This is a genomic window from Arthrobacter glycogeni (assembly GCF_054510815.1).
In genome coordinates, this window is the sequence record NZ_JBTNDV010000002.1 from 265,822 (window position 1) to 280,026 (window position 14,205).

A 14,205-nucleotide genomic window follows, 5' to 3' on the forward strand; every position below is an offset into this window, starting at 1 on the left:
GGGGGCAGGCGGTGCAGCCAGTAAATGCGACCTTCAACGGGCCAACGGCGCGACGGTCCTTTGGTGTGGAGGAGGAACTCATCCTCCTCGACGAGCACACCGGGCGACCAGCCCCGCTCGCACCGCTGATCCTCTCCGGCGTGGTGTCGTTCGATGACGACGTCAGCGAGCTGTCGTTGGAGCTGCAGCAGCAACAGCTGGAAGTCATCAGCCGGCCGTATACCGAACTGCGTGATCTCGCGGCTGCAATTCACCGCGGCCGACGCCAGGCGGACCGGGCGGCCCGGCGGGTCGGCGCCCGCGTCGCCGCGCTCGCCACCAGCGTCCACCCGTCAACACTCCGGCTGGCGCCGGACGGACGGTATGCCCGGATGAGGGAACTCTATGGGCTGGCGCTCGCGGACCACCTGACCTGCGGGTTCCATGTGCACGTCTCGATCGAGTCGGCAGAGGAGGGAGTTGCCGTCCTGGATCGGATCCGGGTGTGGCTGCCCGTCCTGTTGGCCCTCAGCACCAATTCACCGTTCTGGAACGGGTTTGATAGCGGCTACGCCAGTTACCGCTACCCGATGAACCTCCGCTGGCCCACCTCGGGAACCTACGAGCCGTTCGGATCCGTGCAGGCGTACCAGGAAATGGTGCAGACCCGGCTGAACGATGGGGTCATCCTCGACGAAGGCATGCTTTACCTCGACGCGCGGCTGGCCCGCAGACATCCCACAGTCGAGATCCGCGCCTGCGATGTCTGCCTCTACCGTGCCGACGCCGTCCTGATCGCGGCGCTGACACGGGCGCTCGTCGAAGAGGAGGTCCGCAGCTGGCACAGGGGAGAGCCAGCCCCGGCCGCCACGGCGGCGGATCTGCGGGCAGCCAGCTGGACGGCGAGCAGATACGGGCTTCGGGGGCCGCTCGTGAATCCGCTGCTGGGTGGGCTCTGCGATGCGGCGGAAGCCGTGCATCTCCTGCTCGATCGGGTCCTGCCCTCGTTGCGCGATTACGACGACGAAGCGACGGTACGCCGACAACTGCGCGAGATCGAGCGCCGGGGAACCGGGGCGGACCAGCAGCGAGCGCTGATGCGGCACGGCCCCACCGCCGTCGTCGACGACGCCGTGGACCGCACGCAGCTCAGTCCGCTCGGGTGGCCGGAGCCCCCACGGCCGCCGTCAGCGTCATGACGTAGGCTGGTTCTATCATGGCAAATATCGATTTTCCCGCAGAAATCCGCGCGCTCCGCACCAAGTACGCCAACATCGAACAGGTAGCTGATATCGAAGCGATCCGCACCGACATTGCGGAGCTCAGCGAACAGGCCGGCGAACCCAACCTGTGGGACGACCCTGCCGCCGCGCAGAAAATCACCTCCAGACTCTCCCACCGCCAGTCGGCGCTGGAACGCCTGGAAACGCTTCACTCCCGGATTGAAGATCTGGAAGTTCTGGTTGAACTGGCGCAGGACGAGGATGACGAGGCGTCTCGCGAGGAATCCGTCAGGGAGCTCACCTCGCTGAGCGCCTCACTGGACCGGCTGGAGGTCGTCACCCTGCTGGCGGGCGAGTACGACGAGCGCGAGGCAGTGGTGAGCATCCGCTCCGGCGCGGGCGGCGTGGACGCGGCGGACTTTGCCGAAATGCTGCTCAGGATGTATCTGCGCTGGGCCGAACGCCACGGTTACCCCACGCAGGTTCTCGACACCTCCTACGCCGAGGAAGCGGGGCTGAAGTCCGCCACGTTTGAGGTGAAGGCACCCTATGCATTCGGCACCCTCTCAGTGGAGGCCGGGACTCATCGGCTGGTCCGGATCAGTCCCTTCGACAATCAGGGCCGCCGCCAGACGTCCTTCGCCGCGGTCGAGGTCATCCCGCTCATCGAGCAGACCGATTCGGTGGAGATCCCGGACAACGAAATCCGGGTTGACGTGTTCAGATCCTCAGGGCCCGGCGGCCAGTCGGTGAACACCACCGACTCGGCGGTCCGGCTGACCCACATTCCCACCGGCATTGTGGTGTCGATGCAGAACGAGAAGTCCCAGCTCCAAAACCGTGCGGCGGCACTCAGGGTTCTTCAGTCCCGTCTGCTTCTACAGATGCAGGAACAGGAAAACGCCGAGAAGAAGGCCATGGCCGGTGATGTGAAGGCGTCCTGGGGTGACCAGATGCGCTCGTACGTCCTCAACCCGTACCAGATGGTCAAGGACCTTCGCACCGAACACGAGGTCGGAAACACCTCGGCCGTGTTCGACGGCGAGATCGATGACTTCATCGACGCCGGCATCCGCTGGCGGGCCAACAACCGGGCAGCACCAGCAGAATAGGCGCACACGCCGGGCACTGGGGGCGGCCAAGGGATCAGCGACACACCGCAGCGGTGAGCCGGCAACGCGCAGCGGCGTCGCTATAGTCTAGTGGCCGGTACCTTCTTCCCCCCAGCAAATGCCCGTGCACTGGCAGCACCATATGGGCGCAGAGTAGTCATGATTAGATTCGACACCGTCACCAAGGTCTACAGCAACAATTCACGACCAGCACTCGACGCGGTCAGCCTCGAAGTGGATCGTGGGGAGTTCGTTTTCCTGGTTGGGGCCTCAGGGTCCGGTAAGTCAACATTTATCCGTCTGGTCCTCAAAGAGGACCGGGTGTCGCGTGGCGCCGTCTACGTTGCCGGCCAGAACGTTGCCAACATTCCAAGCTGGCGGGTGCCAAAGCTGCGCCGCGGAATTGGTGTGGTCTTCCAGGACTTCCGGCTGCTGCCCAACAAGACGGTCTTCGCCAATGTTGCCTTCGCCATGCAGGTGATTGGAAAAAGCCGGGCAGTGATCAGGGAAACAGTCCCCGACGTGCTGCATACGGTGGGCCTCGAGGGCAAGAACAACAGGATGCCTCACGAACTTTCCGGCGGCGAGCAGCAGCGCGTGGCGATCGCCCGCGCCATTGTGAACCGGCCGGGAATCCTGTTGGCGGACGAGCCAACCGGAAACCTCGACCCCACCACGTCGATGGGCATTATGAAGGTCCTCGACCGCATCAACTCGAACGGCACCACAGTGGTGATGGCCACTCACGACGACGACATCGTGAACACGATGCGTAAACGGGTGGTTGAACTCCACAACGGTTCGGTAGTGCGCGACGACGCCCAGGGCATCTACATCGGCGAAACCGAGGTGACCGCGCCGTGAGGTTCGCGTTCGTTCTTGGAGAGTTGGGATCCGGTCTCCGCCGGAACCTGGCGATGGTCATTTCCATTGTTCTGGTCACCTTCATTTCACTGACCTTCGTCGGGGCCGCAGGGTTGCTGCAGCTGCAGATCAACCAAATGAAGGGTTACTGGTACGACCGCGTCCAGGTGGCTGTATTCCTGTGCGTCGACAATTCGACGTCACCCAGCTGTGCCGCTGGACCCGTCACCGAGGACCAGCGTGACGACATCCAGGCCATCCTCGAATCCAATTCCTTCAGCGAGTACGTCTCGAGTGTCGAATACGAATCCCAGAACCAGGCACTGGGTCATTTCCAGGACCAGTTCGCCAACTCGCCTATTGTCGATTCGGTTACCGCAGACCAGCTGCCCGAATCCTTCAGAGTCAATCTGGTCGACCCCGAGAAGTACGAGGTCATCAACGAAGCGTTCTCCTCGACTCCCGGTGTTGACGTGGTCAGTGATCAGCGTGAGCTGTTGGAGCGTCTTTTCACGTACATGAACGTCGCATCCGCGATTGCGTTGACCATAGCGGGTGTGATGCTGCTGTGTGCTGTGCTGCTGGTCGCGACCACCATCCGGCTCTCGGCCTTCAGTAGGCGCCGGGAGACCGGAATCATGCGGCTGGTCGGGGCGAGCAAGGCTGTGATCCAGCTCCCGTTTGTGCTGGAGGGAGTGATCGCCGCAGTGGTTGGTGGTCTTCTCGCGACCGGCACGTTATGGGCGATAGCTCACTTCGCGCTCAATGGTGTGCTCGCCGAGATGTATCCGGAAACGGCGTTCATCTCATCAACCGAGGTTCTTCTTCTGGCGCCGCTGCTGATTCTCCTGGGGGGAGTTCTTGCCGGGGTGTCCTCCCTCCTAACCCTCAGACGCTACTTGAGGGTTTAGAGTGATGACCAGGAAAGAAAGAGAGCATATGCCTGCCGTCAATTCTTGGTCGTTCAAACCGGCCAATCAATCAGCCGCGACCAAGGTCGTGGCGGGTACTTCGGTGGCAGTGATTGTTGCTTTGGCTTTGGGTTTCAGCGCTCCGGTGTTTGCCGACGAATTAGATAACCGCCAGAGCGCTCTCGAGCAGGAAATTCAGGACGTCCAGCAGTCAATCGAATACCTTGACGCCGACATTTCCGAGACTATCGCCCAGTTACGCGTCTATCAGGGACAGTTGCCTGGCGCCCAGCAGTCACTGGCCGACGCCCAGGGGCGGGTCGAGACAGCCACCAGCCAGGTCACGGCTCTGACCCAGCGCGTTGATCTGGCGCAGGAAACCAAGAACAAGATCAACGAACAGATCGAACTCGACCGGGAAGCCATGGGTGAAACCCGTGAGGTGATCGGGCAGATCGCCACCCAGGCCTACAAGAACGGGGGAGTGCCCTCCAACTTGTCCCTGCTGTTCGGGTCAGAAGGTACTGAGAGCCTCACCAATTCGATCGACATGGTGGATCAGGCGCTCCGCAGCCAGAACGCAGCCATGGATCAGCTTTCCCAGCAAAATGCAACGAATGTCAATTCCGAAGCTCGTCTTGCCGCAGTTGAAGCCGAGATCCTCGATCTGAAATCGCAGGCAGAGCAAGCCCTTGCCGCGGAGCAGATGGCCCGCGATGAGGCAGCCACCGAAAAGGACAAGGTTGACACTCTTGTCGCTGACACCTCAGAGCTATCCGATCAGCTTCAGGAGCAGAAGCCGGTGATCGAGGCCAAGCTCTCCGAGGTGGAAGCCGCACATGAGAAGGTCACCGCCGACATCGCTGCCCGCCAGGCGCGGCTCATCGAAGAGGCCCGTAAGAAGGAAGAAGCGCGGCTCAAAGCCGAGGCCGAGGAGCGTGCCCGTATTGAGAACGAACGCCGGGCGCAGGCGGCAGCCGATGCGGCTGCGGCAGCCACCGCCGCGGCAGCAGCGGCAGCGGCTGCCGCGCAGCAGCCAGCCCCTGAGCCGGTTAAACCCGAACCGATCATCCCCGCAGCGGTAGCCCCGGTCACCCCGATCCAGTCGGGCAGCCCGTCGGCGTTCGGGTTGCAGGCACCGGTGAGCGGCCCCATCTCATCGGGTTTCGGCTGGCGGGCGACGCCGGTTGGCACCATCGACTTCGACGGGTCCGGCGGCTACACGCATACCGGACTCGATTACGGTGTGGGGTGCGGCACCCCGCTCTACGCCCCCGCCGCGGGCGAGGTATGGTTCGCCGATTCCAATGCACTCCCCGGCGCGGGAACCCGTATCGTCATCAACCATGGAGTGATAAAGGGCAACGCGCTGGCGACCAACTACTACCACCTCGCCAGCTTCACGGTGTCCCAGGGACAAAAGGTGAGCGCCGGTCAGCTGATCGGCCACACGGGCACCACCGGTAACTCCACCGGGTGCCACCTGCACTTTGAAACCGTCCTCAATGGCAGTCTGGTTGACCCGCTGGGTCTGCTGTAGCGACCGACGTCGTAGACTGGAGGGACCATTCTCCGTTCCGCAGGCCTGAGCCGTGGAGCTGAATCACCCGAAAAAAAGGAGTTGTACCGTGCCCAAGGAAAGTGGCCGACAGGTAGTGGCCACCAATCGGAAGGCCCGGCACGATTACGAGGTCCTGGATACCTATGAGGCCGGCATCGCGCTGATGGGTACCGAAGTGAAGTCACTGCGGGCGGGGCGCGCATCACTGGTGGACGGATTTGCCATCTTCTACAACGACGAACTGTGGCTCGAAGGCATCCACATCCCCGAATACACGCAGGGCAGCTGGACCAACCACGCGGCCCGGCGGCGCCGCAAGCTGCTGCTGCATCGGGACGAGCTCACCCGCATCTCGCAGCGGATCCGGGAGAGCGGATTCACTCTGGTGCCGCTGCAGCTCTACTTCCTGAACGGTCGGGCTAAGGTCGAAATCGCCGTCGCACGGGGTAAGCGGGACTACGACAAGCGTCAGACCTTGAGGGAAAAGCAAGACAACCGCGAAGCGCTGCGCGATATGCGCGACAAGAACCGGGGCACCTGAGGTATGACTGACGTCTTCTGGGATGCCCAGGATCCGCGCGAGGACACTGAGGAGTTGGAACTGCGGTACCGGCGCCCCTGGTGGGTGACGGTGGTTGCCTTAGTCGATCTGCTCATCCTGCTGGCGATCGTGCCGGTGGGTATTTTCGCGCTGATCCCCTTTTTCTTCCTGATCTACCTGTATCTGGCTCAGGTGATCATCTGGGTGGCGCCACTGCTGGTGCTGATGAACATGGTGGTGTTCTGGTGGAGCTTCACACGAAAGCAGGCGGCAACCACCGCCCTGGCCGCCGTCGGCCTCGCGTTCGTGGCAGTGTCTTTCGTGGTAGTGACACTGTGGCAATCACCTATCGTCATGTTCGGGATCACCGTCTAGGGATTTCGCGGACCATCCAGCCGGGACCACGAACCGTGCCCCAGTGCGATATACTGGGAGACCCGGGGCAATCCGGGAAGTATTACTTGATAACTACACACGGGGATGACAGGTTTCGACGATGTTAGTCGCGACAGGGGAAGCGGGCCGAGGATCTACAAGGTTATCTCGTTAACGCTCCTTGTAAAAATATAAGTGCCGAACAAAAACGCACTGACTTCGCTCTCGCTGCCTAGGCAGTAAGACCAAGTCCGTCAGCCCGGGAATGCTCTCGTCCCGGATCCTGGCGTCATTTAGAGGGCCACTGCTCCTGAAGCTCGTTACAGGCTTCGGGGGGACTCTTATGTAACTGAGCTTGGCAGTCACCTGTTTGCAAGATGGCTGAAGCTGAGAAAAACCGACGCAAACTGCGCCCGGAGAAGCCCTGACTACACTGCATCGGACGCGGGTTCAATTCCCGCCATCTCCACGGAAAGCCTTTCACGGCGGAACGTCCTTCCCCTTTGGGGGAGGGACGTTTTGTCGTTAACTGGTGCGGGAGCATCGGGTGTCCGTCCCCGGACGTAGACTGACCAGATGAACTGGACGGACGATCCTCCATCGTGGCTTCCCCCGCTGCCGCCCCCTAACCGGGGCCGCGCGCTGGTGAACACCGGGCTGTTCCTGGTGATCGGATCCTTCATCTTCATCTTTTACATGAGTTTCATCGGTGGAACCCACACCCTGGTGACCCTGATCCCTCTGGCGCTCGGGCTGATTCTCCTGATCGTCGGAATGGTCCGCCGCAATGAGGGTCGCTGACGGTCAGCTCAGCGTTCCCACGATTGACTGCTGGATCACGACTGCCGCCGCGCCCCGCGCCCACTGGCTGAAGTCAGTGTGTTCACGGACCAGCTGTACCGATTGTGCCTCCGGATCCCGATAGGCGGCCACCGCCGCATCCACCGCAGCTGGCACCACATCGACCAGGTCCATCCCCTCACCGGAAAGGATCATCAACTCGACCATGGTCAGGTTGGCGATCGCCGCGATCAAGGTGCCCAAGGCGGCGCCGGCACTCTCGACAACGTGCAGGGCCACCGGGTGTTTCTCGCGGGCCAGCTGCAACACCGATGCGTAGGGGTGGGCAAGGCCCGTCGCCCCTGTCACCTGGGCACAGATCCCGGGCATGGTCAGCATCGCCGTTGAACACCCCCGGTGGCCCTCGGGGCACAGCGGGCCCGAGGCGTCCAGCGGAAAATGCCCGGCAAGACCCAGCCCGGCATCCGGGGGAGCAATCACCTGGTCGTTGATGACCAGCCCGTAGCCCACGCCAGCTCCGATGGTCACTACCGCAAAATTCGGGACCCCCCGCCCCGCACCAAACCATTGCTCAGCGACGGTGAGGGCAATGACGTCGTTCTCCAGCACCACGGGTAGCCCTGTGCGTTGCTGCACGAGCTGGGCCAGGGGAACATCACGCCAGTTGAGGAAGGGTGCCCGCTGAACCGTTCCGGATGCGGTGGGTGATCCCACCTTGCCGCCCAAGCTGATCCCGATGCCGCTGAAGCTGCTCGCCGGGCCCAGATCGCCCACCACGGCACAGACGACGTCGACGACGTCATCCACCAGATGGCTGGCCAGCGGTCGCGTCGCCGAAGCGTTCACCCGGCAGCGCAGGTCTACCGAGACGGCGCTTGCGGCATCACCGGTCAGTTTGATGCCCACGAACCGGTGGGAGTCGGAGCAGATGTTCAGGGGTTTCGTGGGGCGGCCCACCGCCCCCACCTGCACATCAGAGCCTTCCTGCAGGATGCCGGCCGCGAGCAGAGGCTTGCTCAGGCGGGTGAGGCTGGCGGCAGATAGCCCGAGCTTCCGTGCCAGCTCACTCCGCGAGATGGGGCCACGGATCAGCACCTCGCGGGCAATGGCACGGGTGGGACTATCGGCGGCGAGCGCTCGGACTGCCTTCACTGGACTCCGTCCCCGAATATTTTTCCTGTGATACCAAAGTCAATTTACTATCGATGATCGACGTCCGCCATGCGTCAAACGGGTCAGCTGCGATGCTTGACACTACAATTACTTTTGCAGTAAAAATAACTAATGCAGTCTACTACGGTCTTTCATTTCACCAACGGCGGTACCAGCGTTGTTGTCGACACCACGGCTGCGGGCCTGCCAGCCATCCTGTACTGGGGTAGCGAACTGGGCGAGACCGGCAGCCTCGACGACTTTGCCGCAGCATCCAGGCCGCAGAGGGTTTCGGGCGGTCTTGACTCGCCGCCGCGATTGACGTTGACTCCGCAGGAATCGTTTGGGTGGCAGGGCACCCCGGGAATCATAGGGCACCGCGCCGGCAGGGCCCTCTTTCCGCGCTTGGCTACGACGGCTAGTTCGACGTCGACCGCTGAATTTCGTTTCTCGGCAGCCGATCCCCACGGCGGCCTTCGCCTGGAAGGCACTCTCACCCTGACCGACGCGGGATTGCTCAGGCAGCGGTTACGGCTGACGAATGTGGGGGACACCCCCTACGAGGTGGACGCCCTGCTGGCGGTGTTCCCGGTTCCATCAGACGCTGTGGAAATCCTTGACACCACCGGACGCCACCTGAGGGAGCGCAGCCCGCAACGGCACGCCCTGACCACCGGTACCTACCGGCGTGAGAGCAGGCGAGGCCGGCCCGGACTCGACGCGACGCTCCTGCTGGCCGCGGGGGAGGCATCAGTCGGGTTCGAATCCGGCGTGGTTCACGCCGTGCATGCTGCCTGGAGTGGAAACCACCAGCTCCTGGTGGAGAAGACACCCACCGGTGAGACCTTCATCGCCGCCGGAGAGCTGCTCCTGCCGCAGGAAATTGTGCTTCAGCCGGGCGACTCCTATGCTGCACCGGATGCTTTGGCCTCGTGGGGCAACGGCCTCAACGAGCTCGCACAGCGGTTCCACCAGGAGCAACGGAGCCGGCCCTCCCACCCGGTGCGGGAGCGACCTGTGACGCTGAATACCTGGGAAGCCATCTACTTTGACCACAACCTCGAGCGGCTCACCCAGTTGGCTGACCGGGCGGCTGCGGTGGGGATCGAACGGTTCGTGCTCGACGACGGCTGGTTTAGGGGACGCCGCGACGACACGGCAGGCCTGGGGGACTGGTTTGTCGACGACGACGTGTGGCCCGACGGACTGGCTCCGATCATCGACCATGTGCGCGTTCTCGGGATGGAATTTGGGCTGTGGTTCGAACCGGAAATGGTTAACCCGGACTCCGATCTGGCCCGGCGGCACCCCGACTGGATGCTGCAGGCCGACGGACGACTGCCGCCGTCGGCCCGCCAGCAGCAGGTGCTGAATCTGGCCATCCCCGAGGCGTGGGAATACCTCCTGGAGCGGATGGACTCCATCCTGGCGGATCACGACATCGCCTACCTCAAGTGGGACCACAACAGGGATTTGGTGGAAGCGGTCGGCGCCACCTCGGGTATGCCCGAGGTGCACCGGAACGTGGCGGCGCTGTACCGGCTGCTCGAGGAGCTCAAACGCCGCCATCCCGGCCTCGAGATTGAAAGCTGCGCCTCGGGTGGCGGGCGGGTGGACCTGGAAATCCTGGCCCGCACCGACCGCATCTGGACCAGCGACTGCATTGATCCGCTGGAGCGACTGGTCATCCAGAAGTACACCGGACTGTTGATCGCCCCTGAACTGATGGGGATGCACATCGGCGGGCCGGTCTCCCACTCCACCCACCGGGCGCACTCGTTGTCGCTTCGGGCAAGCACTGCAGTGTTTGGCCACTACGGGGTCGAATGGGATATCTCCGATTTGGGGGAGCAGGACTCTGCTGACCTCACAGCGTGGATTGCCCTGCACAAACGATGGCGGAGCCTGCTGCACAGCGGCAGGGTGGTCCACGCGGACCTGCCGGACCCGGCCATGGATCTCCGTGGCACTGTGGCCAGGGACGGTTCCGCGGCGTTGTACTCCTATACCCTCACCGCATCCAGTGCCTCCTATCCGCCAGGCCGGATCCGGTTTCCGGGGCTGGAACCCACGGCGTTGTACACCCTCGCCCCGGCGGCCCCGGCACTCGAACATCCGGGTGCCGGCCAGTCCTCACTGGACTGGTACCAGGCGGCGCTGCTCGGCAGCCCGGTCATCCTGTCAGGTCGTGTTCTCGGGTCCATCGGCGTTCAGGCACCTGTGCTTTTCCCCGAACAATCAGTACTCATCGAAGTGCGGCGAACACCAGCCAAGGAGAACCCCTCGTGAGCATCGCAACGGACCAGACCCAGCCCGCCTGGTGGACGAGCGCTGTTGTCTACCAGATCTACCCCCGTAGTTTCGCCGATTCCAACGGCGACGGCGTGGGCGACCTGGGTGGGATCATCGGCAAGCTGGACTACCTGGCGGAGCTCGGCGTCGACGTGCTCTGGCTGTCCCCGGTCTACCAGTCGCCACACCACGACAATGGTTACGACATCAGCGACTACCGCCGGATCGATCCAGCGTTCGGTACCCTCAAACAATTCCGCGAGCTCCTGGAGGGTGTGCACAATCGGGGGATGAAACTGGTGATGGATCTGGTGGTCAACCACACCTCCCACGAACACGAGTGGTTCAAGGAGGCGTCCGCTTCCGTGGACAGCCCCAAGCGAGACTGGTACTGGTGGCGGGACCCCCGGGACGGGTTCGACGCCGGCAGCCCCGGTGCCGAACCGACGAACTGGGGATCGGCCTTCAGCGGGCCGGCCTGGACGCTCGACCCCCACACCGGGCAGTACTATTTGCACCTGTTCGCCCCCCAACAACCGGACCTGAACTGGGACAACCCTCAGGTCCGCTCGGCCGTCTACGAGATGATGAACTGGTGGCTCGACCTCGGTGTTGATGGCTTCCGGATGGATGTCATCAACTACATCTCCAAGGACCCCGCTCTGCCGGACGGCGTTGTCCCGCCCGGAGTACTGTGGGGCGACGGCGGGCCGCACTTCATTTCCGGTCCACGAATCCACGACTACCTGCAGGAAATGCACCGCGAGGTGTTCGCCGGACGGTCGTCTGAGCTGATTACTGTGGGCGAGATGCCCGGTGCAACAGTCGAGGAGGCCCGCCTTTTCACCGACCCGTCCCGTCGCGAATTGGACATGATCTTCCAGTTCGAGCATGTTGGACTGGACTACGGGCCCGGCGGCAAGTGGGATTACCGTGGCCTGAATCTGGCTGACCTGAAAGTGTCTTGGAACCGGTGGCAGCAGGGTCTGGCAACGACGGGCTGGAACAGCCTCTACCTGAACAACCACGATCAGCCGCGACTGGTGTCACGGTTCGGCAATGACTCGGAGTTCAGATATGAGTCGGCCACCCTATGGGCGACCCTGCTCCACCTGCACCGGGGGACGCCCTACATTTACCAGGGCGAGGAACTCGGCATGACCAACGTGCCGTTCGCCGCCATCGAGGACTTCCGGGACCTGGAGTCGATCAACTACTTCACCGAAGCGACCACCGTTCTGGGGCTTGACCCGGAGCAGGTGCTCGCGGGCATTCGCATCATGAGCCGCGACAACGCCAGAACACCGGTCCAGTGGTCGGACGAGGCCCACGCAGGGTTCACCACCGGCGAGCCCTGGCTGGGGGTCAACCCGAACTACACCGCGATCAACGCCCAGGCGGATCGGGCGTCAGATCGATCCGTTTACGGTTACTACCAGCAGCTGATCCGGCTGCGGCACGACAACGCCGTCGTGCGCCTCGGAGGGTTCACCCCAATCCAGGAGGACCACCCCACCCTGTACGCATTCACGCGGACCCGGAACGGTGAGACGCTCACCGTCCTGGGCAACGTGTCAGGCGAGGACCTGGTCCTGCCGCAGGGGCTGGGCCGCGGGGAGCGCGTGCTGGGCAACTACCCGGTTTCGAGGTCGGACGCCACACGGGACACCATTGAGGACACCACAGAGGATGCTGGACGGCTGCGTCCGTGGGAGGCGCGGGTCCTTCGGACGGCCGGGCCATAGACGGGTTAGCTAAGCTTCAGGGATGGCCCATTATCAAGATCCCGGCCCCATCGAGTTCGACGCAGTCATCCAGCACTCAGCCGTGATTGGTGCGGCGTCGTTCGTCACCTTTCCGTACAGCGTGCCGGAAACATTTGGTGCAGGCGGGCGGGTCCCGGTCCGTGCCACGTTCGACGGCGTCGGATACCGGGGTTCGCTGGTCACCCACGGCGACGATCACCTGCTGTTGGTCCGGTCCGACGTCCAGGCACAGATCGGTAAAGCCGCCGGCGACACGGTGCGTGTGTCGCTTACCCTGGACACCAGCGAGCGGGTGGTGGAACTCGCCGATGATGTGGCGGCGGCACTGGTGGCGGGCGGTGCAGTGGACCGGTTCAGGGCTCTCGCGTACTCGCGCCAGCGCGAATACGCGCTGTGGATCGCCTCCGCGAAGCGTCCTGCCACCCGGGACGCGCGGATCGCCAGGACGCTGCAGCGGCTGGCGGAGGGCCGGGCAAACCAGAAACCGGGTTAGCGTTCGGCGGTCAGCGTTGTGCTGTAGAGATCCAGGAGGGAGGCCATGCCGCCGTCCGCCATGGCCCGGCGCTGGCGTTCGGCACCGGTGCCCCGCTCCCAGACCGTTGCCAGGCCCGCGGCAATCCACTCGGTATCACCTTCGGCTTCCACTGCGGCCGCCGTGTAGAACAGTAGCCGGTCCATCACCTCACGGGCCGGCAGCAGGTTACCGGTCTCCAGCTCAACCAGGCAGGCGGCCAGTCCGTGCCGGGCCGCCTGCCACATGGCGGCGTCCAGCAGTTCGGGGTCCGGGTTGAGGAACGGCAAGCCGGCCTTGGCCTCGCGGACAGCTGTGGACACCAGACCTCTGACCAGGGCAGCGAGAAGGACCGAATCCTGGGCTTCGAGCTGGGCGTCGCCGGCCCGCACCTCCAGCGTGGGATAGGCATCGGACAGCCGCGCCATCCAGGTCAAAACACCGCGGTCGATGATGACGCCGGTGCCCACGAGACGTTCAATGCGGCGTTCGTAGTCGGCGGCATCGGCGAAGACCGGCGGGCACCCCTGCACCGGCCACCTGCGGTAATGCACCACCCGCCAACTCGCGAAGCCGCTGTCCCGGTCCAACCAGAACGGTGAATTGCTGCTGAGCGCTATGATCATCGGAAGCCACGGCCGGATCCGGTTCAATGCCTGCACACCGGTCTCCCGGTCGGGGATCGCGACATGAACGTGCAGGCCATTCACAAACTGATCCGCCACGATCCCGCTGGCGCTGGCCTTCAGCTCGTGATAGCGCTGATGATCGGTCAGCGTCGGGTAGGCGGATTCAATCCGGGGCGCCGTCGCTGAACCGCTGGCCCGCACCCCCGCCTTCCGCGCCGCTGCCGAGATGCGTCGTCGGAAGTGGAGCAGGGATTCTTCCGCTTCGGTCAGGGTTGAACACACTGGGGTGGCAGTCTCGATCTGGCAGCTGAGGAGTTCGCGCTGAACGTCGTCGGCCTCGATGGTGGGTGATTGCTCCAAGAGGGCCTGCACCTCATTCGCCTGATAGACCGGCAACCCGGACAGCGGGTCCAGCAGGAGGTACTCTTCTTCGATCCCCAGCGTTGTCATGTGGAACCTTTGCCTAGATGGGTGCGGGCGCGGAGCAT

At 63.5% G+C, this 14,205-nt stretch carries 13 protein-coding genes and 1 other RNA gene; 12 read left to right on the forward strand and 2 right to left on the reverse strand.

The window, feature by feature from the left end; all coding sequences use genetic code 11:
- Positions 1 to 11 precede the first annotated feature (11 nt).
- From ACX80G_RS03440 to ACX80G_RS03480, 9 genes are all read left to right on the forward strand, one after another.
- A complete protein-coding gene (locus tag ACX80G_RS03440; protein ID WP_459305608.1) occupies positions 12 to 1,178 on the forward strand; it encodes a carboxylate-amine ligase in 1,167 nt (388 codons plus the stop codon).
- A 17-nt stretch (positions 1,179 to 1,195) separates the two neighbouring features.
- Positions 1,196 to 2,314, forward strand: coding sequence for a peptide chain release factor 2 (gene prfB, locus ACX80G_RS03445; RefSeq protein ID WP_459305609.1), 1,119 nt, complete (start codon positions 1,196 to 1,198; stop codon positions 2,312 to 2,314).
- 159 nt (positions 2,315 to 2,473) lie between these two features.
- On the forward strand, positions 2,474 to 3,178 hold the full coding sequence (gene ftsE, locus ACX80G_RS03450; RefSeq protein WP_459305610.1) for a cell division ATP-binding protein FtsE: 705 nt from the start codon (positions 2,474 to 2,476) through the stop codon (positions 3,176 to 3,178).
- Positions 3,175 to 4,089, forward strand: coding sequence for a permease-like cell division protein FtsX (gene ftsX / locus ACX80G_RS03455; protein ID WP_459305612.1), 915 nt, complete (start codon positions 3,175 to 3,177; stop codon positions 4,087 to 4,089). Before ftsE ends, ftsX begins: the two co-directional genes overlap by 4 nt.
- A gap of 28 nt (positions 4,090 to 4,117) precedes the next feature.
- On the forward strand, positions 4,118 to 5,629 hold the full coding sequence (locus tag ACX80G_RS03460; RefSeq protein WP_459305614.1) for a M23 family metallopeptidase: 1,512 nt from the start codon (positions 4,118 to 4,120) through the stop codon (positions 5,627 to 5,629).
- 88 nt (positions 5,630 to 5,717) lie between these two features.
- Positions 5,718 to 6,191, forward strand: coding sequence for an SsrA-binding protein SmpB (gene smpB / locus ACX80G_RS03465; RefSeq protein WP_459257751.1), 474 nt, complete (start codon positions 5,718 to 5,720; stop codon positions 6,189 to 6,191).
- A gap of 3 nt (positions 6,192 to 6,194) precedes the next feature.
- Entirely contained in the window at positions 6,195 to 6,566 is a 372-nt protein-coding gene (locus ACX80G_RS03470) for a hypothetical protein (RefSeq protein WP_459305615.1), read from the forward strand.
- A 101-nt stretch (positions 6,567 to 6,667) separates the two neighbouring features.
- Positions 6,668 to 7,038, forward strand: a transfer-messenger RNA (tmRNA) gene (gene ssrA / locus ACX80G_RS03475).
- A gap of 104 nt (positions 7,039 to 7,142) precedes the next feature.
- Positions 7,143 to 7,367, forward strand: a complete 225-nt coding sequence (locus ACX80G_RS03480) for a hypothetical protein (protein ID WP_459305617.1) — start codon at positions 7,143 to 7,145, stop codon at positions 7,365 to 7,367.
- 3 nt (positions 7,368 to 7,370) lie between these two features.
- Here the strand turns inward: ACX80G_RS03480 and ACX80G_RS03485 are convergent, their stop codons facing one another.
- Positions 7,371 to 8,519, reverse strand: a complete 1,149-nt coding sequence (locus tag ACX80G_RS03485; protein WP_459305619.1) for an ROK family protein — start codon at positions 8,517 to 8,519, stop codon at positions 7,371 to 7,373.
- Between the two features lie 132 nt (positions 8,520 to 8,651).
- Here ACX80G_RS03485 and ACX80G_RS03490 point away from each other — a divergent pair, with 132 nt between their 5' ends.
- The 3 genes from ACX80G_RS03490 to ACX80G_RS03500 are packed head-to-tail and all read left to right on the forward strand — an operon-like array spanning position 8,652 to position 13,070.
- Positions 8,652 to 10,808 carry an alpha-galactosidase gene (locus ACX80G_RS03490; protein ID WP_459305621.1) on the forward strand — a complete coding sequence of 719 codons (2,157 nt, stop codon included), beginning with the start codon at positions 8,652 to 8,654 and terminating at the stop codon, positions 10,806 to 10,808.
- Positions 10,805 to 12,556 (forward strand): alpha-glucosidase, encoded by a 1,752-nt coding sequence (locus ACX80G_RS03495; RefSeq protein WP_459305622.1) that lies wholly within the window; start codon positions 10,805 to 10,807, stop codon positions 12,554 to 12,556. Before ACX80G_RS03490 ends, ACX80G_RS03495 begins: the two co-directional genes overlap by 4 nt.
- Positions 12,557 to 12,578: 22 nt before the next feature.
- Positions 12,579 to 13,070 carry a YdeI/OmpD-associated family protein gene (locus ACX80G_RS03500; RefSeq protein WP_459305624.1) on the forward strand — a complete coding sequence of 164 codons (492 nt, stop codon included), beginning with the start codon at positions 12,579 to 12,581 and terminating at the stop codon, positions 13,068 to 13,070.
- Here ACX80G_RS03500 and ACX80G_RS03505 read toward each other — a convergent pair.
- On the reverse strand, positions 13,067 to 14,167 hold the full coding sequence (locus tag ACX80G_RS03505) for a carboxylate-amine ligase (RefSeq protein WP_459305625.1): 1,101 nt from the start codon (positions 14,165 to 14,167) through the stop codon (positions 13,067 to 13,069). The genes ACX80G_RS03500 and ACX80G_RS03505 overlap by 4 nt on opposite strands.
- Positions 14,168 to 14,205 lie beyond the last annotated feature (38 nt).

Bases quoted from the DNA above. Each gene is read 5' to 3' on its own strand.
- prfB (WP_459305609.1), top strand. From the start codon at position 1,196: ATGGCAAATATCGATTTTCCCGCAGAAATCCGCGCGCTCCGCACCAAG.
- ftsE (WP_459305610.1), top strand. From the start codon at position 2,474: ATGATTAGATTCGACACCGTCACCAAGGTCTACAGCAACAATTCACGA.
- ACX80G_RS03460 (WP_459305614.1), top strand. From the start codon at position 4,118: ATGCCTGCCGTCAATTCTTGGTCGTTCAAACCGGCCAATCAATCAGCC.
- ACX80G_RS03470 (WP_459305615.1), top strand. From the start codon at position 6,195: ATGACTGACGTCTTCTGGGATGCCCAGGATCCGCGCGAGGACACTGAG.
- ACX80G_RS03480 (WP_459305617.1), top strand. From the start codon at position 7,143: ATGAACTGGACGGACGATCCTCCATCGTGGCTTCCCCCGCTGCCGCCC.
- ACX80G_RS03490 (WP_459305621.1), top strand. From the start codon at position 8,652: ATGCAGTCTACTACGGTCTTTCATTTCACCAACGGCGGTACCAGCGTT.
- ACX80G_RS03500 (WP_459305624.1), top strand. From the start codon at position 12,579: ATGGCCCATTATCAAGATCCCGGCCCCATCGAGTTCGACGCAGTCATC.
- ACX80G_RS03505 (WP_459305625.1), bottom strand. From the start codon at position 14,167: ATGACAACGCTGGGGATCGAAGAAGAGTACCTCCTGCTGGACCCGCTG.